Raw genomic sequence first — 26,680 nt, forward strand, 5'->3', positions numbered from 1 at the left:
GATGGCGCTTACGAAGGCTGAGATGGCGGAGCGTCTGTTCCTGGACGTCGGTCTGAACAAGCGCGAGGCCAAGGAATTCGTCGACGCGTTCTTCGAATCGGTACGCGATGCGCTGGAGCGGGGGGAGCAGGTGAAGTTGTCCGGTTTCGGCAATTTCGATCTGCGTTTCAAGAACCAACGTCCCGGGCGTAACCCCAAGACCGGCGAGGAGATTCCGATCTCCGCGCGGCGGGTGGTGACGTTCCGGCCGGGACAGAAGCTGAAGGTCCGGGTCGAAGCCTATGCTGGATCAGGGGAGCAATAGCGAACTTCCGCCGATTCCGGCGAAGCGCTATTTCGCGATCGGGGAGGTGAGCGAGCTGTGTGGCGTCAAGCCGCACGTGCTGCGCTATTGGGAGCAGGAGTTTCCCAACCTCAAGCCGGTCAAGCGACGCGGCAATCGCCGCTACTACCAGCGCCACGACGTCCTCATGATCCGCCAGATCCGCTCGTTGCTGTACGAGCAGGGTTTCACGATCACCGGCGCGCGCCAGCGCCTCGAGGGGCCGCAGGCGCGCATGGAAACGAGCATGTCGAGCCAGATCGTGCGCCAGGTGCGCATGGAGCTCGAGGAAGTGCTGCAGCTTCTCAAGCGATGAACTGACTTCCGGCCCGACCGGGGCCGTTCCGCTGCGCCCTGCGGGCGCGGCCTGCAAGGGGAATCACGTGAACCGACTTGCTCTCGCACTCGTCCTCGCCTTGACCGCGACGCAGGCGTGGTCCGAATCGACGCCGCAACCGACGACGCTCGGTCCCGCGCGCACCCACGCCGAGTTTTCCGCCCAGGCGGAGAAGATCCGCGCGCAGATGGAGCCCGGCGGTACGTATTCGACGATCTCCCGTCGCGACCGCAAGGAAGTCGACACGTTGCTGGCGAGCATGGGCAAGCGCCTGCAGGCGGTGCCGTCCGTCGAGGCGCTTCCGCCCGAAGACGTCGCCAAGGTCACCGAGGAGCAGCAGAAGGTCAACGCGATCCTCACCAAGCGCCCCGGTGATCGTGTCGTCTGCGAGCGCAAGCGCGGCGTGAACTCGCGCATCCCGGGCAACGACTGCAAGTCCGCCGCACAGCGCCTCGAGGAGCAGGAGCAGGCGCGCGAGTTCGGCGAGCGCAACACGCTCAACCGCTGCGCCAACGAAAACTGCTGAGGAACGCCGCCTGTGTCCCGCCGGGGACATAGGCAGCACCGCGGACTTGCGGTAGACTCGCCGGCCGCCCGATCGGGCGGTCCGATCATCGGGGCGTAGCGCAGTCTGGTAGCGCACCTGCCTGGGGGGCAGGGGGTCGTGGGTTCGAATCCCGCCGTCCCGACCATCGCGGTATCGCAGTCCTGCGATGCCACCTCCATCCCTTCACCGAATGCCGAGCATCCAGCGCATCGCAGGATGTCTCGTTGCGCACGTCGCCGGCGAGTCCGTGCGTGGTCCCCGTGCGATTCCCGCTCTTCTCCTCATTTCGCCTCCGGCGCGTCGCCACGTGGCGGTGCTCGGCCGCGCGCAAGTCGTTGCGCTGAAAGGGGGTTTGGGGGCATAGCAGGGGGCTGTGAAAATTTCGTGTCAACCGATGCAGAAAAAGTGGAAGTGATGTGAACTATTGGTTAACATCAATTCAGGGTGCCGCGCCAAGGGGGGTGCCCTCATTGCACTTGTCCATTGAGGATCTTTTGATATGAAGCCAACTTCTCTTAAGGCGGCGATCAAGCTTGCGCTCGGGGGAGCCGCGCTGTCCGTTGTCGCGTTCGCTCCGGCGGCGCAGGCACAGACGAGCGGCGAAAGCGAGACGCAGTCTCTCGACGTCGTGACCGTCCTCGGTTCCCGCATCAAGCGCACCGAGATCGAGACGGCCCTTCCGGTGTTCACGATCGAGCGCGCCGACCTCGAGCGTTCGGGTCTGACGCAGATCGGTGACGTGCTGAAGGAGATGGCCACCAACGGCATCTCGATCAGCCTGAACACGAACAACGGCAACACCAGCGGCAACACCGGCGTCAACCTCCGCAACTGCGGTTCGGTCCGTACCCTGGTGCTCGTCAACGGCCGTCGCTGGATCAGCAGCAACGCGCTGAGCGGCTCGGTCGACCTCAGCTCGATCCCGTTCGCGGCGGTCGAGCGCATCGAAGTCCTCAAGGACGGCGCCTCGGCGCTGTACGGCACGGACGCGATCTGCGGCGTGATCAACATCACGACGCGCACGAACTACTCGGGTGCCGAAGCGCGCGCCTACGTCGGCCAGTACGACCAGGACGACGGCTACCGCCAGGCCTACGACTTCACGATCGGCACGGCCAACGAGCGCGGTTCCGTGCTCTTCAACGTCGCCTACACGAAGCAGGAAGAAGTCTCGGCCGCGGATCGTCCGATCTCGGCGGTGCCGCTCTACGGCTTCCCGGCCAACACCGGTTCGCCGGGTCGCGCGAGCATCACGAACCCGTACGGCTGGTTCAACATCCCGGGCCGCGGCGCGGTCACGCTGAACCACACCTCGCCGGGCTGCCTCCCGAACCAGGTCTGCAACCCGTCCGTCGCGACGACCGACTTCCGCGCGTACAACTTCGCGGAAGACGCGTACAACTTCGCCGTCGACAACTACCTGATCCAGCCGCAGGAGACGCGCTCCCTGTACGTGCAGGGCAGCTACTCGATCTTCGACAACCTGAGCTTCCGCAGCGAGGCGTTCTACACCAAGCGTGAAGGTGAAGCGCAGCTCGCCGCGATGCCGCTGTCGCCGCTCAGCATCTCGGCCACGAACATCTACAACCCGTTCGGCGTCGCGATCACCGGTGGCCAGTTCCGCCCGATCCTGTACCCGCGCGTGTTCGGCCAGAGCCAGGACACGTGGCGTTACAGCGGCGCGCTCGAAGGCAACTTCGACATCGGCTCGCGCTCGTTCTACTGGGACGTCGGCTTCGGCTACGCCGAGAACACGCAGGTCCAGATCAAGAACGGCTTCTTCTTCACGACGCGCATCCAGCAGGCGCTCGGCCCGTCGTACATCGACGCGGGCGGCGTGGCCCGTTGCGGCACCCCGACGGCAACGATCGCGGGTTGCGTCCCGTTCAACGTGTTCGGTGGCCCGAACGGCGTGACGCAGGACATGATCAACTACGTGCAGGTTGCGCCGCGCAACGTGCAGAACTCGAACATGTACAACTACACGGCCAACATCTCGAGCGAGCTCGTCGATCTGCCGGCCGGTGCGCTCGCACTCGCCGCGGGTTACGAATACCGCCGCGAGGCCGGTTACGACAGTCCCGATCCGCTGACCGCCGCGAACCTCGTGCTCAACGACAACCCGTACCTGCCGACGCGCGGCGGCTACAACGTCAACGAGTTCTACGCCGAGCTGTCGATCCCGCTGCTCAAGGACATCCCGGTGTTCAAGCACCTGGAAGTGTCGCTGGCTGCGCGCTACTCGGACTACAACACGTTCGGCGAGACGACCAACCCGAAGTTCGGCCTGCGCTGGCAGGTGTTCGATGACCTGCTGATCCGCGGCAGCTACGGCGAAGGCTTCCGTGCCCCGTCGATCAGCGAGCTGTACTCGGGCCAGGGCAGCGGCTTCCCGGCCGCGTCGGATCCGTGCTCGATCAACAGCGTGCCGTACCAGTCGAACGCCGAAGTCCGTGCGCGTTGCGCGGCTGCCGGCATCCCGACCAACTACGTGCAGGCCAACTCGCAGGTCCGTGCCAGTAGCGGCGGCAACCCGCTGCTCGCCCCGGAAACGGCGAAGAACAAGACCCTCGGCTTCGTCTACTCGCCGAGCTTCCTGCCGGGCGCCGACTTCTCGATCGACTGGTACAACATCCGCATCGCCAACGCGATCGGTTCGCGCAGCGCACAGGGCATCCTGAACGACTGCTTCGTCACCGGCATCGCCTCGCGTTGCGGCCAGATCCAGCGTGACCTTTCGGGTGCGGTCTTCGCGAACCCGGGCGAGATCACCGACGTCATCGCGCTCAACCAGAACTTCAGGGGCGGCACGGAAGTCGAGGGCTTCGATTTCAGCGCCAACTACAAGTTCAGCACGTCGTTCGGCGACTTCCGCATCAACTGGGACAACGCCTACATCACCTACCTCGGTGACCTCGGCCAGCCGAACCGTGGCGAGCTCAATGCGGACGGCGACATCTCCGCGGGCAACGTCATCGGCCGCAACGGCGCGGGTGCTTCGGGTGGTGGTACGCGCTTCCGCCTGCGTTCGACGCTCGGCACGACCTGGACCTACGGCGCGTGGACCGTGTCCGGTATCGCCGAGTACATGAGCGGCCAGCAGGAAAGCTGCAACAACGTCCGCAACACGGCGCTCGCGCTCGATGCGATCGGCCTCGGCGACCCGTCGTACATCACGTACTGCTCGGATCCGGACCGCATCATCAACATCTACAACTTCCAGCCGGGTACCACGAACGTCATCGCAACGCCGGGCCGCTCGCCCGTCAACCGCATGGGTTCGATGACGTACTTCGACCTGGTGACGTCGTGGAACGCTCCGTGGGATGGCCGCGTCACGCTCGGTATCCGCAACCTGTTCGACCGCGATCCGCCGTACTGCGGCGATTGCTTCGCGAACTCGTTCGATCCGCAGTACCGCATCCCGGGCCGCTTCTACTACGCGTCCTACCAGCAGCGCTTCTGAGCGGGAATCAATACCCGTCACCGTCCCGTTCGGGACCGGGACGGCTCTCCAACGCAACACCTTTCAGGCCCCGGGGAACCGGGGCCTTTTTTTTGCCTCGCACCGGGGCGCGAGCGGCGCTCCGGCACGTATAGTCGCGTGATGTTCAATCCCGACATCGATTTCTCGCCATGGAGCGCGAGGCTCTCCGAACGCACGCGCGTGCTGATCCCCGGCGCGTTGCAGCCTGCCGTCGCGCAGGCGCTGCACGAGCGTCTCGCGCGCGTCGAGGACTGGGACCTCGCGTTTCGCGACGGGCATGCCTCCACGCTGCTCCCGGCCGCGCGCTATGCGGCACTCGGGCAGGAGGGGCGCAGGGACTTGCTCGCGCGACTCGCACGCGAGTCCCTCGGGCGGTACGGCTTCGCCTACGACAGCTGCATGCTCGTCGAGCGCTACATGCAGCAGCCGGACCCGGACGACCTCCTGCATCGCATCGTCGAGATGATGCACCGCGAGCCGTTCCTCGCATTCGTGAGGAACCTCGTCGGCGATGCGTCGATCCGGCGCTCGCTGGTCCAGGCCACGCGTTACCTGCCCGGGCACTTCCTGCGCCGTCACGAGGACATCGTCGAGGACGGGCGCGACCGGCGCTACGCGTTCGTGTTCAATCTGGGCAGGGAGTGGCAGGCCGACTGGGGCGGCCTGCTGCAGTTCCTCGACGCGCGAGGCGATGTCGTCGAGACGTTCGTGCCCGCGTTCAACAGCTTGTCGCTGTTCAAGGTGCCGCAGCCGCACGCCGTTTCGCTCGTCGGCGGCTGGGCCGAGCAGCCTCGCTATGCGCTGACCGGATGGTTCATGGCGTGACGGTGGCGCACCACGGCCACGCCGCCGGTGCCTTCTTCACACCTCGCGCGCGAGCGAGGCGGCGAGTCCGACGTAGTTCGCAGGTGTCAGCGCGAGCAGGCGCGCCTTCGCATCGGCAGGAAGGTCGAGGCCTTCGACGAACGTTCGCATCGCCTCGCGGTCGATGCCTTGCCCCCGCGTGAGCGCCTTGAGCTGCTCGTAGGGATTGGGCAGGCCATGGCGACGCATGACGGTCTGCACCGCTTCGGCGAGCACTTCCCAGCTGGCATCGAGGTCGGCGGCGAGGCGCGTCGCATCGACCTGCAGCTTGCCGACGCCCTTGGCGAGCGAGTCGAGCGCGACCTGGGTGTGGCCGAACGCGGTGCCGAGCGCGCGCAGCACGGTCGAGTCGGTGAGGTCGCGCTGCCAGCGGCTGATCGGCAGCTTCGCGGCGAAGTGCTCGAACAGCGCGTTGGCGAGGCCGAAGTTGCCCTCGGCGTTCTCGAAGTCGATCGGGTTGACCTTGTGCGGCATCGTCGACGAGCCGATCTCGCCGGCCTTGAGGGCCTGGCGGAAGTAGCCGAGCGAGATGTAGCCCCAGACGTCGCGCGAGAAGTCGACGAGGATCGTGTTGATGCGGCGCACCGCGTCGGCGATCTCGGCAACGCCGTCGTGCGGCTCGATCTGCGTGGTCCAAGGATTGAACGCGAGGCCGAGATCCTCCACGAACGCGCGCGAGAACGCCGGCCAGTCGACGTCGGGGTAGGCGATCACGTGGGCGTTGTAGTTGCCGACCGCGCCGTTGATCTTGCCCGAGAGCTCCACGGCCGCGAGCTGGCGACGCTGTCGCTCGAGGCGCGCGACGACGTTCGCGAGCTCCTTGCCGAGCGTGGTCGGCGAGGCGGTCTGGCCGTGCGTGCGCGACAGCATCGGCTGCGCGGCGTGCTCGTGCGCGAGAGCGCGCAGCGTCGCCACGAGGCGGTCGAGCGCGGGCAGCAGCACGCCGTCGCGCGCGTCGCGCAGCATCAGCGCGTAGGCGAGATTGTTGATGTCTTCGGAGGTGCACGCGAAGTGCACGAACTCGAGCGCTCCGCGCAGGCCTTCGTGCGCGGCGAAGCGTTCCTTGATGAAGTACTCGACCGCCTTGACGTCGTGGTTGGTCTCGCGCTCGATCGCCTTGATGCGTTCGCCGTCGGAATCGGAGAAGCGTTCCGCGATCGCGAGCAGCGCGGTGCGCGCGGCATCGTCGAGCGGTGCCACTTCGGCGATGCCCGGGTGTGCCGCCAGCGCGGCGAGCCAGCGCACCTCGACGAGCACGCGGCGGTGCATGAGGCCGTACTCGCTGAAGATCGGGCGCAGCGCGTCGACCTTGGCGGCATAGCGGCCGTCGAGCGGCGAGAGGGCGAGCAGCGGCGAACTCATGGCGTATCCGATCCGGAAGGTGTGGGCATGTCGGGCTTGACGGTGATCGCCTGGGCCTTGGCGCCTTTCATCGCGCGCACGGTCAGCGTGAAGCCGTCGAACTGGAGGGTCTCGCCTTCGCCGGGCAGGCGCTCGAGGCGATGGATGATGAGGCCGCCGACCGAGTTGACCTCGTCGGGGGCTTCGATCTCGCGGTCGAGCATGCGCTCGAGGCGGTAGATCGGCAGGCTGCCCGAGATCGTGAAGGCGCCTTCGCTGTCGCGCTGCGGCTTCGCGCTCACGGCACCACGACGATGGTCGTCCTCGATGTCGCCCACGACGACCTCGACGACGTCCTCGAGCGTGAAGAAGCCGACCACGCGGCCGGACTCCTCGGTCACGAGGGCGAGGTGGGTGGTGCCGCCGCGGAAGCGCTTGAGGATCTCGAGCACGGGTGCGTCGAGCGGTGCGACGACGGCAGGGCGCAGGAGTGCGGGAATGTCGGTCACGACGCCCTTCTCGGCGACCGCGAGCAGCAGGTCCTTGACGTGCAGCACGCCGCGGACCGTGTCACCACTCGCGTCAAACCACGGGTAACGGCTGTACTGCGAGCGCCGGATCTCGGCGAGCACGTCCGCCTGCTCCTGGCCGTCGCGCAGGGCGGCGAGCTGGTCGCGCGTGCGCAGCAGGTCGCCGGCGACGAGCTCGGGTAGCTCGAGCGCGTGGCTCATCATCGTGAATTCCTCGCCGGTCGTGCGGCCGGCGCGGTTCGCGTGCAGGATGAGCTTGAGTTCCTCGCGCGAGTAGTGGTGCTCGTGCGAATCGATCGCGTCGAGGCCGAATACGCGCAGCATCCAGTTGGCGCTCGTGTTGAGCACCCAGATCGCCGGATACATCGCCCAGTAGAAGACATAGAGCGGGGCGGCGGTCCACAGCGACATGCGCTCGGGGCGGCGGATCGCCATCGACTTCGGCGCGAGCTCGCCGAGCACAATGTGCAGGTACGAGATCACCGTGAACGCGAACACGAACGAGATGACGTGCAGCGTGTCCTGGTCGACCTCGCCGAAGATGCCGATCAGCGGTTCGACGAGTCCGGCGAAGGCCGGTTTGCCGATCCAGCCGAGTCCGAGCGACGACAGCGTGATGCCGAGCTGGCAGGCGGACAGGTAGGCGTCGAGGTGCGCATGGACGCTGAGCAGGATGCGCCCGCGCCAGCCGCGACCTTCGGCGAGGCGAACGGCCTGGGTACTGCGCAGCTTGACGAGGGCGAACTCGGCGGCGACGAAGAAACCGTTGAGCAGGACCAGCAGGAACGCTGCAACGATATAGATGATGTTGACGAACATCTCTCGGAAACGGGCCGCGGGCCGACGAGTCTAGCAGCGTCAGGGCATGCGTTCAGCCACGGGGCGCGGCGTTTCGCCACGGCGGACAAAAAGAGGCCCCGCGAAAGCGGGGCCCGAAGGGAGGGAGAGCGTAACGGGTGGATCAGCGGACCTTGAGGCCCGACGAGTCGACCTTCTTGACGCCCTTGATGCCCTGCGCCGTCGCGATGGCCTTCTCGAGCGCCGTGTCGGAGTCGAGCACGCCGATCAGCGTGACGATGCCGTTGGTCGTGTTGACCGAGATGTCGGTGCTCTTGACGCCATCGGTCGCGGCCAGATCGGCCTTGACCTTCGTGGTGATCCACGTGTCGGACACCGGCTGCTCGGACTTCTGGTCCGCGGCATTCGTCGTGCCCGGCAGTTCGGGCGCGGCGTAGGCGAGGCCCGACGCGCCGACGAGGAAGGCCGTGCCAAGGACAATGCGGTTCAGCGAACGGAAGTTCATTGGATTCGTCTCCTGGATGGGGATGCGAGCCCCACGTCGTTGGACGCGGCAGGCGCTTGGCCTCGGCTCGGTGACGAGTCTCGTCGTGCGTTCCGATACGCCGGATGAATATGGACGGCCATATCGTTCGGACGTGCGGAAGGATTCAGCAACCTGATCGAGATGTTAAGCCGTGCACTCGGGCGCGAAGAACGCCATCGGGAGGGTGAGGCGGTGCTCGCCCTCCGCGCCGCGTGCGGACTCGTCATCGAAACCGAGCATCGTCGCGAGCGCGATCGAGGCCGCGTTGCCCGGCATGATCTCCGCGACGAGTGCGTCGAGCGAAGTCGTGCTCGCGAGATGGGTGAACAGGATGCGCAAGGCTTCCTGCGCCACGCCGCGGCGCCGCCACGGAGGGGATACGAGCCAGCTCACGCACGCCGTGCGCGCTTCGTGGTCGAATGCGAGCAAGGTGGTCGTGCCGATGGCCCGATCCTTGTCGCGATCGGCGATCGCCCACTGCAAGTGCGTACCGTGTCGCCGGCCCGCGGCGATATCGCGCAGGTACCAGGCCGCATCGTCGTGCGTGCGAAGCGGCGCGTGACTCCAGTGGCGCAGTGAATCCGTGTCCGAGAGCAGCGCGAAGAAGGCCTCGAGATCGTCGTCGCGCGGAGCGCGCAGGCGCAGCCGTGCCGTCTCGAGCGTCGGCAGCGGATCGTGCGCGGGCAGCAGCGGGCGCTGCTCCCTCGAGGCATTCACTCGAACGAGCCGCGGAAGATCGCGTCGGCCGAACGCACGACCTTGAGCGCGTCGAGGCGCGCATTGCCGATGCTGCCGTTGCCGATGCGGATCACGACTTCGCCGTCGGTCGCCTCGACGAGGTAGCGCCGCACGTGTGCGGTGTCGATGCCGGCGGTGGCGGCGATGTCGAACTCGTCGAGCACGCGTACGCCTTGCAGCGTGACGTTGAAGCGCCGTGCTCCGGCGCCGGCGTTGTAGGTCTCGGCGAAGTGCAGGTCGATCTCGTAGCGTGCCTGCGGCACGACGAAACGGTAGGAGAAATTGCCCCAGCGCCAGTCGTTGTAGAGCACGTCGTCGAGCGTGCCCGCGATCGCACGATTCGAGACCTGCACGTCACCGCCTTCGAACGCGGTATCGGCGCTCCAGGTGGTGCCGTCGGCACCGGTGTACGCGGCGCCGCCGGCGTTGATCGCGGCCACCGTGTCGCCGGGTTGCGGCACGACGTTCACCCGGTTCACGCGCAGCGGCGCGCTGATCGTCGTGCTGCCGCCCCATGGAGCGTGGTAGCCCGATCCCGTCGCCGTCACGCGCAGGTCGTTGACGCCCATCGCGAGCGCGATCGCGGGCGTCGTCCACTGGGTGGTGCCATTGGCTGCGCCGCTCGTGCCGTTGCGCCGTGCCCACGCGACGCTCGTGACCGCCTGGCCACCGTTGTCGGTGACGCCGGCAAGCGGCAGGGTGCCGAGTTCGGTCGTCCAGGTCGACGCGGTCGTCGGATCCTCGATGCGCACGATCGGCGGTGTCGCGAGGCTCGGCGCGCCGCGTGCCTGCGCGGTGATCCAGCGGAACAGCAGCGGGTTCGCGTAGGTCACGGTCCAGATGGTGTGGCCGCCGGTCGCGTATTCGGTGTAGATCGTGCGCGTGTTGGCGTTGCGCAAGGCGTTGACGAGGTCGCGCGAGCCGCTGACGCCGACGGTGCCGTCGTTGGCGGCGTGGAAGAACCAGAACGGCAGTGCGCTGACCAGCGGTGCCTGGCCAGGCGAGCCCCAGCCACAGATCGGCACCGCGCTCGCGAAACGCTGCGGTGCGTTCGCGACGAGTGCCCACGTCCCGTTGCCGCCCATCGAGATGCCGGTCACGTGCACGCGATCGGCGTCGATGCGGAACTCCGTGGCGATGCGGTCGAGCATCGTGTTGAGCTGCGCGAGCTGGGTGCCGCCGGCCCAGCAGCCGCTCGAGTGCGGGCATTGCGGCGCGGCCATCAAGACCTTGCGTATCGCGAGGTTCGCGTCGCTGACCAGCTGCATCGCGCCGTTGGCGTTGTTGTTGAGCTGGCTCGTGTTGTTCGTGCCGGCTTCGCCTGCACCGTGCAGGAACACGATCAGCGGATAGCGCTGCGCCGGATCGTAGCCCGGCGGTACGAAGATGCGGTACGGCATGCCGCTGCCGTTCGCTTCGGTGTTGCGGAAGAGGAAATCCGCAGGCACCGCGGCGTACACGGCGGGCGAGGGCAACGACACGAGCCCGACGAGGGCAACCAGCTTCCCGGCTTGCATGCGCACCTCCCGGAGGCCACTCCCTTGCGCCGAAGCAGGCTAGCACCGCGCAACGGGGCCGGACGCGTGGTGCGTCACACGTCTGCGAGGGTTCACGGGAGCCGGAAACGACGAAGCCGGCACGTGGCCGGCTTCGTCGTCGATTGGTGGAGCGGATGGGGATCGAACCCACGACCTTCGCATTGCGAACGCGACGCTCTCCCAGCTGAGCTACCGCCCCGTGAAACCGTTTCGCGCAGTGGAGGTTGCGGCTGGGCGCCGAACCACGCGAGGGCGCGCATCATAGCCGAACGTCCCGACCTCGCCAAGCGCCCGCGATCAGGCCGACGCGAGCCTCTCCGTGAGGGCGTCGTGCAGCACCTCGCGACGCCAGCCCTCGAGCGCCGCCGGCCACTGGCGTGTCAGCCACAAGGCCTCGAGATGGCGACGGGCGCAGAGAAGCCCTTCCGGCAGGTCGAGCGCCGCTGCACGCTCGGCGACGACGTCCTTGAGCGCGGTCACGGCGCGCCGCTCCTGCGGACTCGCCGCCGCGGGGATCGGATCGAAGACGAGATCGTCGTCGGCGAGCGGTGCCGAGAGGCAGGCCAGCAGGTCGTCGCGCTCGGCGCCGCGCAGCGCACGCAGGCCCCTGCTGCGCTCGAACAGGTCAGCGGCGTCGCGCGGCGGGCGTGCCGCGAAGTCGAGGATGCGCGGATCGTCGAGCAGCCACGGTCGCGGGCGGTCGACGCGGCGCGCGGTCGCGTCGCGCCACAGCAGCAGGCGCCGCAGGCGTGCCTGGGCTTCGCGCGGCCAGTCGGCGGCGCCGCGGAAGGCGACCTGCGGCTGCAGGTCGACCTCGCGTCGGCGCGCTCGCTCGAGCATGCGTGCACAGTCCTCGGCATGCCACGCGGTGTAGCCGCGTTCGGCCAGTCGGCGCGACAGTTCGTCGTGGAGGACCGGCAGGTGGACGACGTCCTGGGCCGCGTATTCGAGCTGCTGCGGGCTCAGCGGCCGGCGCAGCCAGTCAGATCGCGTTTCGCCCTTCGGCACGTCGACACCGCACAACGCGAGCACGAGTTTCTGGTAGCCGAGGCCCGGGCCGAGGCCCGCGAATGCCGCGGCGACCTGCGTGTCGAACAGCGTGCCGAGTCCGGCGGGCACGACCGGCGCCAGCGCGTCGAGATCCTCACTCGCGCTGTGCATGACGCAAGGCGCCGAGGTATCGCCGAGACGCGCGGCGAGCGGTGCGAGGTCGATCGCGGCGAGCGGATCGACGAGCGCGATCGCGCCGTCGAGCTCGATCTGCACGAGCGCGAGCTTCGGCGCGAACGTGTCGATGCGCATGAACTCGGTGTCGAGTCCGATGCGTGCCGCCGGCCGCGCGAGGAACGCGGCGAGCGCGTCGGTGGAGTCGATCCAGTCCGCCAAGTGGAGCCTCGGTCGATCGTTGAAGGGAATGCGCGATGCCTGCGGTTGCGGATCGCGAGCACGATAGCCTAAGGTGCCGGCACGCTGCTGTCAGCCCTTCTCCTCGCGCATGCCCGGCACCGAAAACGTCAGCAAGCAACGCAACTTCGGCGGCGCGATGGGCATCGCCGTGCTGCTGTTCGCGCTCGGCTACCGTTTCTACCCGAACATCGTCGGCATGCTGCCGCAGCGCTCGCCTGAGAAGCCGGCCGCCGTCGCGCCCGCCACGGGCACGCCGTGGGTCGTCGAGCATGCCGCTTCGCTGCTGTCTCCCGACCCGGAGCCGGAGCCGATCGTCGGCACGACGCTCGCCGAGGCGCTCGCGATGGGGCCTCCCGCGCCGGTGACCAAGGAGGTCGCCGCGCTGCTCAAGTCCGCGCGCACGGCCGAGGACCAGGGCAAGCTGCTCGAACCCGAGGGCGCTTCGGCGATCGCGCTGTTCCGCCAGGTGCTCGAGCAGGATCCCGACAACCGTGTCGCGACCTCAGGCCTCGCGCGCATCGGTGGCGTCATGCGCGACTGGTCGATCGCCGCACTCGAGCGCGGCGATTCCGAGCAGGCCATGCGCTACGCGAACCTGTTCGGCGAGCTGCCGCATTCGCAGAGCGAGCTCGAGGCCCTGCGCGAGCGCCTGCGCGTGTTGCGCGAAGTCATGCCGATGCTCGCGCGCGCGGCCGACCTGCTGCGCCAGGAGCGTCTCGTCGGCGAAGACGGCGACGACGCGCTGTCGGTGTACCGCGCCGTGCTCGCGATCGATCCGTCGAACAAGGTCGCCGACCAGGGCCTCGCGCAGATCGAACGCGGCTACCTCGATCGCGCCCGCGCCGCCGTCGCCCAAGACGATTTCGCGGGGTCCGACACGATCCTCGCCGAGGCGGCCCGCATCCGGCCGGGTTCGCAGGACCTGCTCGACACGCGTTCGCAGATCGAAGGCATCCGTCGCCAGCGTGCGGAAACCGTGCTTGCACAGGCACGTTCGGCGCTCGATTCCGGCAACGCCGACCTCGCCGAGGAACTCGCCGCGCGCGCACAGGGCATCAGCGCCGATCTCGCCGGCCTCGACGAGTTCGCTCGCCGCCTGCGCAATGCCCGGCTCTACGCGAGCTTCTCGCCTGGACAGATCGTCACGGACCGATTCCTCGACATCGCGGGCGCCGCGCCCGCGGTCGTCGTCGTGCCGACCGGGCGTTTCGTCATGGGGTCTCCGGCCGACGAGACCGACCATGCCGACAACGAGGAGCCGCAGCGCCAGGTCGAGATCACCGCAGGTTTCGCGCTGGGCCAGACCGAGGTCACGGTCGCGCAGTTCCGCGAGTTCGTGCGTGCCTCCGGTTACCGCAGCGAGGCCGAGCGTGCGGGCGGCGGCAGCATCTACGACGAAAGCACGGGCCGCATGGGAGAGCGTCGCGGTGTCGACTGGGAGCGCGACTACAAGGGCGATCGTGCAGCCGAGAAGCTGCCCGTGCTCAACGTCTCGTGGAACGATGCGAGTGCCTACGCGGCGTGGCTGTCGCAGCGCACGGGCAAGCGTTACCGCCTGCCGACCGAAGCCGAGTTCGAGTACGCGCTTCGTGCCGGAACGCAATCGCGCTTCTGGTGGGGTGACGAGGAGCCGCAGTCGGTCATCGCCAACGTGACCGGTGACGGTGACCGTTCGCCGAGCCGGCGCAGCTGGGGCCGTGCATTCGCGCGCTATGCCGACGGCTTCTGGGGGCCGGCACCGGTCAGGTCGTTCCCCTCGAACCCGTTCGGCCTCTACGACATCGACGGCAACGTCTCGGAGTGGGTCGAGGACTGCTGGCACGACAACTACGTGCGCGCGCCGCGCGACAGCACGGCCTGGGTCAATCCGGGCTGCGCCCGCCGCGTGATCCGCGGCGGCTCGTGGGCCAGCGCGCCCGATCAGGTCAGGTCGGCTTACCGGCTCGGCGTCAACGCCGACGCACGCAGCGCACGCGTGGGGTTCCGCGTCGCGCGCGATCTCTGAACGGTCGTCGTCCCGCCCGCCGTCGGCGTGCGTGCCGGGCACGGCGTTCGCGCTAAGCTCGCGCCGTCCTTCAGGGGAGCACGACCATGGGGCCGTTCGGCAATCGTTCCGCGGGTGGGCAGTCGCGTCGCGGCCTCAAGCTGTGGCCGATCCTGCTCTTCGGCATCTACTTCGCGTACTACTGGTTCAGCCACGGCAACGTCGCGTCGTACACGGGCCGCAAGCAGCTCATCGAGACGACCTCGCGGGAGGAGCTCGCGCTGGGCCTGCAGTCCTACCGCGAGATCCTCTCGCAGTCCGATGTCGTGCGCGACGGCGATGCGCCGCGCCAGGTGCGCGACATCGCGCAGCGCCTCGTGCAGGCGGCGCCCAAGGTCGAGGAGTACCTCGCCGAGACGGCCGGTACGCCCGCCGACACCGACTGGTCCGCGTTCCAGTGGGAGACCAGCGTCATCCGTTCGGAACAGGTCAATGCGTTCTGCCTGCCGGGCGGCAAGATCGCGGTCTACACGGGCATCCTGCCGGTCGCCAAGAACGAGGATGGCCTCGCCGCGATCATGGGCCATGAGATCGCGCACGCGCTGCTGCGCCACGGCGGCGAGCGCATGGCCCAGCAGAAGCTCGTGCAGTTCGGCGCGATGGCGGCGAGCATGTCGACCGGCGACATGGATCCCGGCCAGCGCCAGATGGTCATGGCCGCGATCGGCGCCGGCGCGCAATACGGCGTGCTGCTGCCGTTCTCGCGCAGCCACGAGTCGGAGGCCGACCGTGTCGGCCTGCTGCTCGCCGCGGCGGCATGCTTCAATCCCGAGGAGGCGCCGCGGCTGTGGGAGCGCATGGCCGCGCTCGGCAGCCGCAAGCCGCCCGAGTTCATGTCCACGCATCCCGCGGAAGGCACGCGCATCGGCCAGCTCAACGGCTGGATGGGCGAGGCCAAGCAGGTCCGGCAACGCTTCTGCGGCGGGGCGCAAGGCTGATCGCACGAACCGGTTGCCAGCCCGTGCGCCGATCCGTATCATTCGCGGCCCACTTCAAGGAGAGGTGGCAGAGTGGTCGAATGTACCTGACTCGAAATCAGGCGTGCGTGCAAGCGCACCGTGGGTTCGAATCCCACCCTCTCCGCCAGTAGGACGGAAAAGCCCCGGGAAACCGGGGCTTTTTCTTTTCCGGCTTTCCGTCGACCGTCAGGGATCGCCGAAGCCGCGCGGCCAGCCGAACAGGTAGCCCTGGCCACAGGCCACGCCGAGCGCACGCAGCGTGTCGCGCTCCTCGACGGTTTCGATGCCTTCGGCGACGAGCGTGATGCCCGATTCCCTCGCGAACGACACGATCGCCGAGGCGAGCTGGCGCTGGCGTACCTGGATGTCGATGTCGCGGGTCAGCGTGATGTCGAGCTTGACGATGTCCGGGGACAGCTTGAGCACGTGGCGCAGGCTCGCGTAGCCCGCGCCGGCGTCGTCGACGGCGATGCGCCAACCCCGGTCGCGCAGCACGGTGGCGCGTTCCAGCAGCAGCGCGTAGTCCTCGACCTGGGCATGCTCGGTGATCTCGACCACCCACCGGCGCATCGGATCCGCACCGAGGACGGATTCGATGTCCGCGCCGATCACGGTGCCGGGCGAGGCATTCACGGAGATGTAGGCGTCGCGTGGCGCATCCCCGGACGCACGCACGATCGCGACCATGCAGGCGAGATCGAGTTCCTCGGACATGCCCAGCCGTGCGGCGGCGCAGAACCAGCCGCCCTGTGGCGGAGCGGACTCCGACGGGAAGCGCGTGAGCCCCTCGTAGCCGATGACTGCACCGGTCGCCAGTTCGACGATCGGCTGGAACACCGCACGCAAGCCCCCGCTGCGCAGGATCGCCCGCAGCTGGTCGCGCTGGGCGAGGTCGAGCGCCGTGGACGCGGCGTTGCCGCTGACCGGATCGGCGAGCCCGCGCGCCCGCGCGTGCTCGAGCACGTGGTGCAGGGTCGCGCCGATGAACGTGCCGAACGTGCGAAGCGTCGCGACGTCGCGCGTCGTGTAGGCGTGCGCGCGATCGGACACCACCTTGAGCACGCCGACGACATGGTCGCCGCAGGTCAGCGGAACGGCGATTGCCGAGCGCAGCCCGACCTTGCGGCAGGCCTCGAGATTGACGCGCGGATCGGTCTCGCTGTCGTCGCACTGGAGGACCTCGCCTGCATCGAGGCAGCGGCCCGAGAGGCTGCCGAGACGCGGCACGTGCAGGCCGAGATGGGGCAGCGAGGTCCCGCTCGCCGACCAGTAGACCAGGTCCTCGCCCTGCACCATCTCGACCACTGCGCCCGTGGAGCGCGTGAGGGCCTGCGAGCGGTGCGTGATGATGTCGACGACCTTCTTGGCGTCGAGGCCGGCCTGCGCGATCTCGCCCTGGGCGGCGATGATCTGCGCGAGCACGCCGTCGTCCTGCGCAGGCCGTGTACGCGCGCGCTTGTTCGAGAAGGCGACGACGTTGGAGGGCGTTTCCTGGGGCGTCGGCATGGCGCGGATTTCCTGGGTGCACAATTATACTCCGCCTCCTTCGGCGGCCGTGCAATCGTGTCGCGCGCAACGGTGGTAATACCTGAACGCCTGGCTACGAAGCCCTGGCGGTCCGGCGAGGAGAGGTCCGCGATGCGCCCGGATGGTGAACGGATGCCGCATCGACACGATTCGTCACCATCCCGTGCAGCGCACGTTCCGCCGATGCGTGGATACTCCGTGCCGAACAGGAGAAACCATGATCACGCCGCACGAAAACCTGCATGCTCGCGAAGGCGAATCGCTGGACGACGGCAGTTATCGCGCGATGACCGTGCGTGGTGGCGGCACGCGCGGGCTCGTCGTGTGGGTCGGTCGCGTCGGCGCGATCGCCGCGGGGCTGCCGCCGAGTGACATCCGCGCGTCGGACTACGTCCAGCGCGTCACCGTGCACTTCGTTGACTTCGCCCATGTCTGGCCGTATTTCGCGGAGGGCGAGTACGCTGCGCTGGCCGCCCAGATCAAGGCCCAGATCGAGTACAGGCCCAAGCGCATGCCGGCCTAGACCATCGCGTCGGATGTCGACCTGTCGCGATCGGCGCACACTCCCCACTCCGCGAGAGAGGGCGAGGCGATGGCGATCCGGCGACGTGGCTCGGCGCAGTGGCAGGGCGGTTTCCGCGAAGGAAAAGGCGCCATCTCCACCGAAAGTGGTGCACTCAGATCCTATCCCTATGGTGTCCTGAGCCGGTTCGAGGCCTTCGCGGGCACGAATCCGGAAGAACTCATCGGTGCCGCGCACGCGGGGTGCTTCGCGATGGCGCTCGCACGCGTGCTCTCGCAACAAGGCATCGACGCCAGTCGGCTCGACGTGCGCGCCGAGGTGTCGCTCGAAGACGGTGGCGAGGGCTACCGCATCGATGCCGTGCATCTTGTCGTGCGTGTCTCCCTCGATGGGCTCGACGCAGGACGCTTCGAGGCGCTGGTCGCGGAAGCCGAGCGCACCTGTGCGGTTTCGCGGGCACTCCAGGCGCGCATCACCCTGGACGCCCGAATGGACTGATGCGGCGCGGTTCACGCAGCAGCCATCGCCGCGATTGCAGCATCGTGCGTCCCGGTCGTCTGGGCCGGATACGATCGCCGCTCCTTCATCCGGGCGCGGCGAGAGGAGGCGTGTGATGGCGGCTCGACCGATCTGGTCCGGCGTGGTGTCGTTCGGACTGCTCAACATCCCCGTGTCGCTGATGTCGGGCGAGCGCCGCACCGACCTGCATTTCCGCATGCTCGACTGCCGCGACAAGGCCCCGGTGCGCTACGAGCGCATCAACGCGGAGACCGGCGAGGAAGTGCCGTGGAGCAACGTCTGCAAGGCCTACGAGTACGAGAAGGGCAACCTCGTCGTGCTCGAGAAGGAGGACCTCGATGCGGCGGCGCCGAAGGGCAGCGAGACGGTGGAGATCGAGGGCTTCGTCGAGCTCGCCTCGATCGAGCCCGTCTTCTACGAGAAGCCCTACATCCTCGTGCCGGGCAAGAAGGCCGACAAGGGTTACGTACTGCTGCGCGAGACGCTCGCGAAGACCGGCAAGGCCGGCATCGCCCGCATGGTCGTGCGCACGCGCGAGTACCTGTGCGCGCTGCTGCCGCGCGGTGACGCGCTGGTCGTGATGCTGCTGCGCTACGCGCAGGAACTCGTCGATCCGGACGAGTACCGCCTGCCGTCGGGCAAGTCGTCCGACTACCGCGTGAGCGCGCGCGAGGTCGAGATGGCGGCTTCGCTGATCGACTCGATGACCGTGGCATGGGAGCCGGAGCAGTATCGCGACGAGTTCCGCAAGCGCGTGCGCTCGGCGATCGACAAGCGCCTCAAGCGAAAGGGCACGACGACGAAGAAGATCCCCGACGAAGCCCCCGAGGCCGAAGACGCCGCCACCAACGTCGTCGACTTCATGGCGCTGCTGCGCGAGAGCCTCGCGACCAACAAGCGCACGCCGGCGCGCAAGCAGGCCGTGTCGCGCAAGCGCGCCGCGCCTGCGAAGAAGACGTCGGTGACGACCGCAAGGAAAGCCGTGGCGAAGAAGGCGAAGACGGCGTCCGCGCGCAAGACTACGGCGAAACGTGCGGCGTCGAGAACGCGCAAGGCCGGTTGAGCCCTCGGCGTGATGCGCGAGCCGCTGCGCATCACGTGTCATCGCACGCGATCGAACCCGAATATGTGTGCGAGCGGATGACGACGCCGCTCGAGCTGCATCCGAAGCAGGCGCGCACCGATGACACTGTAGACGATGCCGTTGCCGCCGTAGGCCATCGCGAACAGCAGGCGCCGGTCGAGTCGCGGATGCGCGCCGAAGAACGGCAGGCCGTCGGCGGTCTCGGCGAACGTGCCGGCCCAGGCGAAGCCGGGCTCGAGTTCGAGTCCGGGCAACATCCCGCCGACCCTCGCGAGAATGCGCGCGGCCTTCTTCTGCACGCTTGCGTCGCGGCGTGCGGGAATGTCGAGGCGATCGTCCTCGCCGCCGGCGAGCACGCGTCCGTCGCGCGTCGTGCGCAGGTAGAGGTAGGGGCGCGCGGTTTCCCACACGAGCGTGTGCCGCAGCCAGGACGGCATCGAGCGCAACGGCTCGGTGACGAGCGCGTAGCTGCTGCGGTTCGCGGCGACGCGTTCGGGCAGCCAGCCCTGCGATTCGTAGCCCGCCGCGATGACCACATGGCGGCAGCGCACGCGCGCGCCGCGCTGCGTGTGCAGTTCGATGTCGCGCGAGCGCTCGATGCGGTGGATGACCTTGCTGCGGTCGTGCACGCGCACACCGCGCCCGGCGAGATCGGACAGCAGTGCGATCGCGAGGCGGTACGGATCGACCTGTCCCGCGGTGGCCGTGAGCAGTGCGGCCGGGGCTTCGATGCCGTAGCGCGCGGCGATGTCGCCGGCCTCGAGCGTGTCGACGGCGAAGCCGTGTGCACGCCGCAGCGCGCCTTCGCGACGCACGCGCCCGGCATGCCAGCGCCTGCTCGCGATGTAGAGACTCGAGGCGCGATCGAAGGCGACGCGCACGTCCGCCGCGATCGTGCCGAGTTCGTCGACGGCCGCTTCGCAGGCCCGATAGATCGTCACCGCGGTATCGACGCCGACGATGCGCGCGAGCTGCGCGAGTTCGGTGTCGATCTCGTACTGGATCATCGCGGTGCTCGCGGCCGTGCTGCCCCATGCCGCGTCGCGCGTGTCGAGCACGAGGGTGTCGAAGCCGGCCTCGACGAGCTCGCGCGCGACGAGCGCACCGGTGATACCCGCGCCGATCACGGCGACGTCGCATCGTGCGTCGGACTCGAGCGGCGCGAAGTGCTGCGGCAGGCCGTTGCGCACGATCCAGTACGGGTAGCCGCTCTTGAGGTCCATCGCCACTCCTCGCGTTCGTTTGCGGCATTCACGCGCGCACGTCGCCAATACGCGATGAATGCGGCATCGATTGTCTTGCGATGAACGCGCCTGCAACCGTTCCTGTCCGTGGCCTGAGGACGTACCGCTCGGGGTTGCCGTATTCAGGAGTCGTGGAGGTAACGCTGCGTAGTGTGGCTCCACCCGATGGCCGGGTCATCAACCCAAGGAGTCCGCCATGAACAAGCGTCTTTCCACTCTCGCGTTCGCGATCGTCGGTGCCTTCGCCTTCAACGCTGCGCCGGTGTTCGCGCACGACCACGCCGCCGAAACGCCGAACAACGAGTCCGACCAGCCCGTGACCGACACGTGGATCACCACCAAGGTCAAGACCGAGCTCGCCACGACCGATGGCGTCAAAAGCACCGACATCAGCGTCACCACGGTCGACGGCGTCGTCACGCTGACCGGCGTGCTGACCAGCAAGACCGCGGTCGAGAAGGCCGTCGCGGCCACCAAGAGCATCAAGGGCGTCAAGAGCGTCGATGCCTCGGGCCTGAAGACGTCCTGATCACCCCATCCGAGGAGCAGACTCATGAATGAAGATCGCATCAAGGGCAAGTGGAAGCAGCTCAGCGGCACCCTCAAGGAAAAGTGGGGCAAGCTGACCGACGACGACCTGCAGGTCGCCGAGGGCAACCGCGAGTACCTCGCGGGCAAGATCCAGGAGCGCTATGGCCTCGCCAAGGACGAAGCGGCCAAGCACGTGAAGGATTTCGAAGACAGCTTGCGCTGATCCGCGGTGCCGCCACCGCGAAGGGCCGGGAGCGATCCCGGCCCTTTTCTTTTGCATTCGACGGTAGGCGTCGGCGCGCCGACGGCCTACCATGCCGGCATTCCTCCTGCCGGTACCGCGCGACATGAGCCAGATTTCCGTCCCCGTCTCCTACGGCGAACTCATCGACAAGATCACGATCCTCGAGATCAAGGCCGAGCGCATCGGCAACCCCGACAAGCTGCGCAACGTGCGCACCGAGCTCGATCTGCTCAACGCGACGTGGTCCGCCGCCGAGGTGTCGCGCATCGACATCGCCGCCTCGCGCGGCAAGCTGCGTGCGGTCAACGAGCTCCTGTGGGACATCGAGGACCGCATCCGCGTCAAGGAGAAGGCCAAGGCCTTCGACGAGGAGTTCATCGAGCTCGCGCGCGCCGTGTATTTCCGCAACGACGAGCGTGCCGCATTCAAGCGCGAGATCAACGACGCACTCGGCTCGACACTGGTCGAGGAAAAATCCTACGAGGACTACCGCTGAAACGCCGACGGGTGCTGGCCGGCACGCTTGCGGTCGCCGGCGTGCTCGGCATCGCCGGCGCGCTGCTCTGGCCCGTGACCGGTCGCAGCCTCGTCGCGCGCGTGCACGCCGCCGAAACCGACCGCGCCGCGGCCGCCGAGGCGCGCGTCAAGCCTGCCCTCGAGCGCGACCTCGCGGCGCTGGGCCTGCGCTACGGCGCGCCGGTGTTCATGCGCGTGTTCAAGCGCGAGAAGCTGCTCGAGCTGTGGATGCAGGGCGAGGGCGGCGCGTACGTCCATGTGCGCGATTACCCGATCTGCACGTACTCGGGCGCGCTCGGGCCGAAGCAGCGCGAGGGCGACCAGCAGGCACCGGAAGGCTTCTATCGCGTGCGCGTCGGCCAGATGAATCCTCGCAGCAGCTACCACCTCTCGTTCGACCTCGGCTACCCGAACGCCTACGACCGCGCGCACCGGCGTACCGGCAGTTACCTCATGGTGCACGGCTCGTGCGTGTCGATCGGCTGCTACGCGATGGGCGACGCGGCGATCGAGGAGATCTGGTCGCTGGCCGCGGCCGCCTTGCGTAGCGGGCAGGACGCGTTCGAGGTGCACGCGTTTCCGTTCCGCCCGACCGACGAGGCGCTCGCCGCCGAGCGCGATTCGCCGTGGCACGCGTTCTGGCGCGAGCTGCAACCCGCTTATGATGCGTTCGAGCGCACGCGCACGCCGCCCCGCATCCGCGTGGACGGCACGCGTTACGCCGTGGAGGGTTCCCGATGAGCGACACGCGTGGCTTGGAGCAGGACCAGCTCGACGATCTCTGCGCAGCGTGGCCCGGTGCCGCGCGTTCGATCAAGTGGGAGGTCGACCTCGTCTGGAGCGTCTCGGGCAAGATGTTCGTCGTCTACTGCACGCTCGGGCCCGACCGCGGGCGCCTGAGCTTCAAGGTCGATCCGGAGCGCTTCCTCGAGCTCAGCGATCAGCCCGGCATGGCGCCGGCGCCTTACGCGGCGCGTGCGTTCTGGATCAGCGTGACCGAGCCGGACCGGTTCAGCGAGGCCGAGTTGTGCGGCTACGTGCGCAATTCCTACGAGCTGGTGCGCCAGGGCCTGCCGAAGAAGACCCGCCTGGCCCTCGGCGCCGAGGACTGAGGCATCGTCCGACGGCTATAATGGCCGGATGTTGCAACTCTGTCGTGATGCCTCCGGTGCGCCGCTCGCGCCGCAGGGAAGTGTCGTCTGCATCGGCGCGTTCGACGGTGTCCACCTCGGCCACCGCGCGCTGCTCGCGCGTGCGCGCGAGCGTGCCGCCGCGCTCGGCGCCCGCACCGCGGCGCTGAGCTTCGAACCGATCCCGCGCGAGTTCTTCGCGCGTGGCACGCCAGTCCCGCGCATCGACGACGCGCGCGGCAAGATCGTCCAGCTGGCCGCCGCCGGTGCCGACCTGCTGCTCCTGCTGCGGTTCGATGCCGCGCTCGCCGCGATGTCGCCCGAGGCCTTCGTCGAGCAGGTGCTGGTCGCACGCCTCGGTGCACGTGAGGTCTGGATCGGTGCGGATTTCCGTTTCGGCCACGCGCGGCGCGGTGATCCCGTCTTGCTGCGCGAACTCGGCGCGAGGCTCGGCTTCGGCGTCGAGGTGTTCCCGGAGTTCCTCGTCGATGGCGAGCGCGTGCGCAGCAGCGGCATCCGCGCCCACCTCGCCGCGGGCGATTTCGACGCCGCGGCGCGCCTGCTCGGCCGTCCGTTCATGATCGGCGGACATGTGGTGCGCGGCCAGCAGCTCGGCCGCAAGCTCGGTTACCCGACCGCGAACTTCCGCCTCGGCCGCCGCACCTCGCCGGTCGACGGCATCTTCGCCGTGCGCGTGCACGGCATCGGCCCGGTGCCGCATGCCGCGGTCGCGAGCCTCGGCGTGCGGCCGACCGTCAACGGCACCGAGCCGCTGCTCGAGGCCCACCTGTTCGACTTCGACGGCGACCTGTACGGGCGCCGCCTCGACGTGGAGTTCGTCGCCAAGCTGCGCGACGAGGAAAAATTCAGCGATCTGGACGCGATGGTGCGCCAGATCGATCTCGACGCCGCGCAGGCCCGCAGCCTGCTCGGTGTCCCCGAGGCCCGCCCGGCCGGAGCATGCGCGTGAGCACCGATTACAAGAGCACGATCAACCTGCCCAACACCGCGTTCGCGATGAAGGCCGACCTCGCCAGGCGCGAGCCCGGCATGCTCGAGGACTGGTACGCGAAGGGCCGCTACGAGGCGATCCAGGCGCGCACCGCGCAGCGCCCGCACGCGTTCGTGCTGCACGACGGTCCGCCGTACGCGAACGGCGTGATCCACATCGGCCACGCGGTCAACAAGGTACTCAAGGACATCGTGGTCAAGTCCAAGCTCATGGCCGGCCTGCGCGCGCCGTACGTGCCGGGCTGGGACTGCCACGGCCTGCCGATCGAGATCGCGGTCGAGAAGGAGGTCGGCAAGGTCGGCCAGAAGGTCGACGCGGCGACGTTCCGCCAGAAGTGCCGTGAGTACGCCGCCAAGCAGATCGACCTGCAGCGCGCCGACTTCAAGCGCCTCGGCGTGCTCGGCGACTGGGACAACCCCTACCGCACGATGGACGCGCGCTTCGAGGCCGACATGCTGCGCGCGCTGTCGGTGATCTACGCGAACGGCCACATCACGCGCGGCTTCAAGCCCGTGCACTGGTGCTTCGACTGCGGCTCGGCACTGGCCGAGGCCGAGATCGAGTACGCGGACAAGATCTCGCCGGCCATCGACGTCGCCTACGATGCGCTCGACGCGCAGGCGTTCGCGAAGCTGTTCGGCGTCGAAGTCGATGTCGGCACGATCGTCGCCGTGCCGATCTGGACGACCACGCCGTGGACGCTGCCGGCCAGCCTTGCCGTGTCGCTTGGCCCGGAACTCGAGTACGTGCTCGTCGAAGGCCCGGCGCGTGAAGGCCGCCGCGTGTTGCTCGTGGTCGCCGAGGCGCTCGCCGGCAAGGCGCTCGCGCGGTACGGCGTCGAGACGGTCGCGGTGCTCGGTCGCGTCACCGGCGCGCAGCTGGAAACGAAATCCCCGGACGGGCAGGGTGGCACCGGCCTCGCGCTGCGCCACCCGTTCTACGACGACCGCTCGATCCCGCTGCTGGTCGGCGACCACGTCACCGCCGAGGACGGCACCGGCGCCGTGCACACCGCGCCCGGCCACGGCGTCGAGGACTTCGCGGTCGGCCAGGCCTACGGCCTCGTCGAGGCGTGCACGGCGAACCAGCTCAACCCGATCGGCGGCAACGGCGTTTACCTGCCCGGCACGCCGCTGTTCGAAGGCCAGTTCATCTGGAAAGCCAACGACGCTGTCGTCGAGCTGCTGCGCGGCAACGGCCGCCTGCTCGCGTTCGCCAAGCTCGAGCACAGCTACCCGCACTGCTGGCGCCACAAGACGCCTGTCGCGTTCCGCGCGACGCCGCAGTGGTTCATCAGCATGGAGAAGGAAGGCCTGCGCGCCGACGCGCTCGCCTCGATCAAGGCCGTGCGCTGGATCCCGGCCTGGGGCGAGGAGCGCATCACCGGCATGATCGCGGGCCGCCCGGACTGGTGCATCTCGCGCCAGCGCACCTGGGGCGTGCCGATCGCGATGTTCGTCGACCGCACCACCCAGCTGCCGCATCCGCGCAGCGTCGAGCTGTTCGAGCAGGTCGCGCAGCGCGTCGAGAAGGACGGCATCGACGCCTGGGCCACGCTCGACGCGCGCGAGCTGCTCGGCGACGACGCCGAGCGCTACGAGAAGGTCACCGACGTGCTCGACGTGTGGTTCGACTCGGGCGTCACCCACCACGCCGTGCTCGGCCAGCGCGCCGAGCTCGCGCGCGGCGAAGGCGACCGCGTCATGTATCTGGAAGGTTCGGACCAGCACCGAGGCTGGTTCCATTCCTCGCTGCTGACTTCGGCGGCGATGCACGGCCGCGCGCCGTACGACGAGGTGCTCACGCACGGCTTCACGGTCGACCAGCACGGCCGCAAGATGTCCAAGTCGCTCGGCAACGTGGTCGCGCCGCAGAAGGTCGTCGATTCGCTCGGTGCCGACGTGCTGCGCCTGTGGGTCGCGTCGACCGACTATCGCAACGAGATCGCCGTCTCCGACGAGATCCTCAAGCGCGTCTCCGACGCCTACCGCCGCATCCGCAACACGGCGCGCTTCCTGCTCGGCAACCTCGACGGCTTCGATCCGGCCACGCAGCTGCTGCCGGTCGAGTCCTGTCTGCTGCTCGACCAGTGGGCCGTGCAGCAGGCGCACGACACCCAGGTCGCGGTGGTCGCCGCGTACGAGCGCTACGACTTCCCCGAGATCGTGCAGCGCGTGCAGAACTTCTGCACCAACGAGATGGGCTCGCTCTACCTCGACATCACCAAGGACCGCCTCTACACGATGCCGACCGACAGCCTCGGCCGGCGCAGCGCGCAGAGTGCGATGTACCGCATCCTCGAGGCGCTCGTGCGCTGGCTCGCGCCGGTCACGACGTTCACCGCCGAGGAAGCCTGGCAGCACCTGCCCGGTACGCGCGACGAGTCGGTGCTGTTCGAGACCTGGTACGACGGCCTCGCCGCGACCCAGGCCTCGCCCGCGCAGCGCACGTTCTGGACCTGCCTGCTCGCGATCCGCGCCGGCGTGGCCAAGGTGCTCGAGGGCATGCGCGGCGCCGGCGCGATCGGCGCGTCGCTGCAGGCCGAGGTGACGGTCTACGCCGACGAGGCCACGCTCGCGCGCGTGGCGGACGTGACCGACGAGCTGCGCTTCTTCTTCATCACGTCCGAGCTCGCCTGGCGCAGCCTCGCCGACAAGCCGGCCGAGGCCGTGCGCGCCGAGATCGACGGCGCCGAGGTGTGGATCGTCGCGAAGGCCAGCGAGGCCGCGAAGTGCATCCGCTGCTGGCATTACCGCATCGATGTCGGTTCCAACGCGGCACACGCGGAGATCTGCGCGCGCTGCGCCGAGAACATCGACGGCGCGGGCGAGGTCCGCCGCTGGTTCTGACCGTGCGCCGGGCGTGCGCGCCCGGCGCGTTCCGCCGCAGGGGCTTGCGCAACGCCCCTGCGT

Annotated in this window: 25 protein-coding genes and 3 tRNA genes; 19 read left to right on the forward strand and 9 right to left on the reverse strand. The window is 68.5% G+C overall.

Features of this window, described 5'->3' with window-relative positions; all coding sequences use genetic code 11:
* The first annotated feature begins 1 nt into the window (after position 1).
* The 6 genes from ihfA to ACQQ2N_RS12435 all read left to right on the forward strand — a co-directional run bounded on the left by ihfA (position 2) and on the right by ACQQ2N_RS12435 (position 5,518).
* Positions 2-304, forward strand: a complete 303-nt coding sequence (gene ihfA / locus ACQQ2N_RS12410) for an integration host factor subunit alpha (protein WP_440221890.1) — start codon at positions 2-4, stop codon at positions 302-304.
* Positions 282-638: a MerR family transcriptional regulator gene (locus ACQQ2N_RS12415; RefSeq protein ID WP_440221891.1), complete on the forward strand. Its 357-nt coding sequence runs from the start codon at positions 282-284 to the stop codon at positions 636-638. The genes ihfA and ACQQ2N_RS12415 overlap by 23 nt, the downstream gene beginning before the upstream one ends.
* A gap of 67 nt (positions 639-705) precedes the next feature.
* Positions 706-1,185: a hypothetical protein gene (locus tag ACQQ2N_RS12420; protein ID WP_440221892.1), complete on the forward strand. Its 480-nt coding sequence runs from the start codon at positions 706-708 to the stop codon at positions 1,183-1,185.
* Between the two features lie 89 nt (positions 1,186-1,274).
* Positions 1,275-1,351 (forward strand) — tRNA-Pro (locus ACQQ2N_RS12425).
* Between the two features lie 354 nt (positions 1,352-1,705).
* A complete protein-coding gene (locus ACQQ2N_RS12430) occupies positions 1,706-4,672 on the forward strand; it encodes a TonB-dependent receptor plug domain-containing protein (RefSeq protein WP_440221893.1) in 2,967 nt (988 codons plus the stop codon).
* Between the two features lie 141 nt (positions 4,673-4,813).
* Entirely contained in the window at positions 4,814-5,518 is a 705-nt protein-coding gene (locus tag ACQQ2N_RS12435; protein WP_440225756.1) for a 2OG-Fe(II) oxygenase, read from the forward strand.
* A gap of 36 nt (positions 5,519-5,554) precedes the next feature.
* Here ACQQ2N_RS12435 and purB read toward each other — a convergent pair whose 3' ends face one another.
* The 7 genes from purB to ACQQ2N_RS12470 form a co-directional block, all read right to left on the reverse strand.
* On the reverse strand, positions 5,555-6,919 hold the full coding sequence (gene purB / locus ACQQ2N_RS12440) for an adenylosuccinate lyase (RefSeq protein WP_440221894.1): 1,365 nt from the start codon (positions 6,917-6,919) through the stop codon (positions 5,555-5,557).
* Positions 6,916-8,247 (reverse strand): hemolysin family protein, encoded by a 1,332-nt coding sequence (locus ACQQ2N_RS12445; protein ID WP_440221895.1) that lies wholly within the window; start codon positions 8,245-8,247, stop codon positions 6,916-6,918. The genes purB and ACQQ2N_RS12445 overlap by 4 nt, the downstream gene beginning before the upstream one ends.
* 142 nt (positions 8,248-8,389) lie before the next feature.
* Complete coding sequence (locus tag ACQQ2N_RS12450) at positions 8,390-8,731, reverse strand: BON domain-containing protein (protein WP_440221896.1); 342 nt, start codon at positions 8,729-8,731, stop codon at positions 8,390-8,392.
* A 165-nt stretch (positions 8,732-8,896) separates the two neighbouring features.
* Entirely contained in the window at positions 8,897-9,469 is a 573-nt protein-coding gene (locus tag ACQQ2N_RS12455; protein ID WP_440221897.1) for a GNAT family N-acetyltransferase, read from the reverse strand.
* On the reverse strand, positions 9,466-11,007 hold the full coding sequence (locus ACQQ2N_RS12460; protein ID WP_440221898.1) for a malectin domain-containing carbohydrate-binding protein: 1,542 nt from the start codon (positions 11,005-11,007) through the stop codon (positions 9,466-9,468). Before ACQQ2N_RS12460 ends, ACQQ2N_RS12455 begins: the two co-directional genes overlap by 4 nt.
* Positions 11,008-11,151: 144 nt before the next feature.
* Positions 11,152-11,227, reverse strand: a tRNA-Ala gene (locus tag ACQQ2N_RS12465).
* Positions 11,228-11,325: 98 nt separating this feature from the next.
* Positions 11,326-12,414 (reverse strand): ribonuclease D, encoded by a 1,089-nt coding sequence (locus ACQQ2N_RS12470; protein WP_440221899.1) that lies wholly within the window; start codon positions 12,412-12,414, stop codon positions 11,326-11,328.
* 109 nt (positions 12,415-12,523) lie between these two features.
* On the opposite strand from ACQQ2N_RS12470, the gene ACQQ2N_RS12475 reads away from it, so the two are divergent.
* From ACQQ2N_RS12475 to ACQQ2N_RS12485, 3 genes are all read left to right on the forward strand, one after another.
* Positions 12,524-14,440 carry an SUMF1/EgtB/PvdO family nonheme iron enzyme gene (locus ACQQ2N_RS12475; protein ID WP_440221900.1) on the forward strand — a complete coding sequence of 639 codons (1,917 nt, stop codon included), beginning with the start codon at positions 12,524-12,526 and terminating at the stop codon, positions 14,438-14,440.
* 86 nt (positions 14,441-14,526) lie between these two features.
* On the forward strand, positions 14,527-15,417 hold the full coding sequence (locus ACQQ2N_RS12480) for a M48 family metallopeptidase (protein ID WP_440221901.1): 891 nt from the start codon (positions 14,527-14,529) through the stop codon (positions 15,415-15,417).
* A gap of 58 nt (positions 15,418-15,475) precedes the next feature.
* A tRNA-Ser gene (locus ACQQ2N_RS12485) sits at positions 15,476-15,565 on the forward strand.
* 59 nt (positions 15,566-15,624) lie between these two features.
* Here ACQQ2N_RS12485 and ACQQ2N_RS12490 read toward each other — a convergent pair.
* Positions 15,625-16,944 carry a sensor domain-containing phosphodiesterase gene (locus tag ACQQ2N_RS12490; RefSeq protein WP_440221902.1) on the reverse strand — a complete coding sequence of 440 codons (1,320 nt, stop codon included), beginning with the start codon at positions 16,942-16,944 and terminating at the stop codon, positions 15,625-15,627.
* Between the two features lie 238 nt (positions 16,945-17,182).
* On the opposite strand from ACQQ2N_RS12490, the gene ACQQ2N_RS12495 reads away from it, so the two are divergent.
* The 3 genes from ACQQ2N_RS12495 (at position 17,183) to ku (ending at position 19,070) form a co-directional block, all read left to right on the forward strand.
* Positions 17,183-17,488, forward strand: coding sequence for a hypothetical protein (locus ACQQ2N_RS12495; RefSeq protein WP_440221903.1), 306 nt, complete (start codon positions 17,183-17,185; stop codon positions 17,486-17,488).
* Between the two features lie 69 nt (positions 17,489-17,557).
* Positions 17,558-17,986 carry an OsmC family peroxiredoxin gene (locus ACQQ2N_RS12500; protein WP_440221904.1) on the forward strand — a complete coding sequence of 143 codons (429 nt, stop codon included), beginning with the start codon at positions 17,558-17,560 and terminating at the stop codon, positions 17,984-17,986.
* 115 nt (positions 17,987-18,101) lie between these two features.
* Positions 18,102-19,070 (forward strand): non-homologous end joining protein Ku, encoded by a 969-nt coding sequence (gene ku / locus ACQQ2N_RS12505; RefSeq protein WP_440221905.1) that lies wholly within the window; start codon positions 18,102-18,104, stop codon positions 19,068-19,070.
* 38 nt (positions 19,071-19,108) lie between these two features.
* On the opposite strand, the gene ACQQ2N_RS12510 is transcribed toward ku, so the two are convergent.
* Entirely contained in the window at positions 19,109-20,314 is a 1,206-nt protein-coding gene (locus tag ACQQ2N_RS12510; protein WP_440221906.1) for an NAD(P)/FAD-dependent oxidoreductase, read from the reverse strand.
* Positions 20,315-20,531: 217 nt separating this feature from the next.
* Here ACQQ2N_RS12510 and ACQQ2N_RS12515 point away from each other — a divergent pair, with 217 nt between their 5' ends.
* The 7 genes from ACQQ2N_RS12515 to ileS all read left to right on the forward strand — a co-directional run bounded on the left by ACQQ2N_RS12515 (position 20,532) and on the right by ileS (position 26,617).
* Positions 20,532-20,864, forward strand: a complete 333-nt coding sequence (locus ACQQ2N_RS12515; protein ID WP_440221907.1) for a BON domain-containing protein — start codon at positions 20,532-20,534, stop codon at positions 20,862-20,864.
* A 24-nt stretch (positions 20,865-20,888) separates the two neighbouring features.
* On the forward strand, positions 20,889-21,089 hold the full coding sequence (locus ACQQ2N_RS12520) for a CsbD family protein (RefSeq protein WP_440221908.1): 201 nt from the start codon (positions 20,889-20,891) through the stop codon (positions 21,087-21,089).
* A 124-nt stretch (positions 21,090-21,213) separates the two neighbouring features.
* Positions 21,214-21,606, forward strand: coding sequence for a DUF6165 family protein (locus ACQQ2N_RS12525; protein ID WP_440225757.1), 393 nt, complete (start codon positions 21,214-21,216; stop codon positions 21,604-21,606).
* 11 nt (positions 21,607-21,617) lie between these two features.
* Positions 21,618-22,367, forward strand: coding sequence for a L,D-transpeptidase family protein (locus ACQQ2N_RS12530; protein WP_440221909.1), 750 nt, complete (start codon positions 21,618-21,620; stop codon positions 22,365-22,367).
* On the forward strand, positions 22,364-22,738 hold the full coding sequence (locus ACQQ2N_RS12535; RefSeq protein WP_440221910.1) for an MmcQ/YjbR family DNA-binding protein: 375 nt from the start codon (positions 22,364-22,366) through the stop codon (positions 22,736-22,738). Before ACQQ2N_RS12530 ends, ACQQ2N_RS12535 begins: the two co-directional genes overlap by 4 nt.
* Before the next feature lie 28 nt (positions 22,739-22,766).
* Positions 22,767-23,726, forward strand: a complete 960-nt coding sequence (locus ACQQ2N_RS12540) for a bifunctional riboflavin kinase/FAD synthetase (protein ID WP_440221911.1) — start codon at positions 22,767-22,769, stop codon at positions 23,724-23,726.
* Positions 23,723-26,617, forward strand: coding sequence for an isoleucine--tRNA ligase (gene ileS / locus ACQQ2N_RS12545; protein WP_440221912.1), 2,895 nt, complete (start codon positions 23,723-23,725; stop codon positions 26,615-26,617). The genes ACQQ2N_RS12540 and ileS overlap by 4 nt, the downstream gene beginning before the upstream one ends.
* Positions 26,618-26,680: the final 63 nt, after the last annotated feature.

Origin of the sequence: Dokdonella aquatica (assembly GCF_051987395.1) — a bacterium.
GTDB lineage: Bacteria > Pseudomonadota > Gammaproteobacteria > Xanthomonadales > Rhodanobacteraceae > Dokdonella.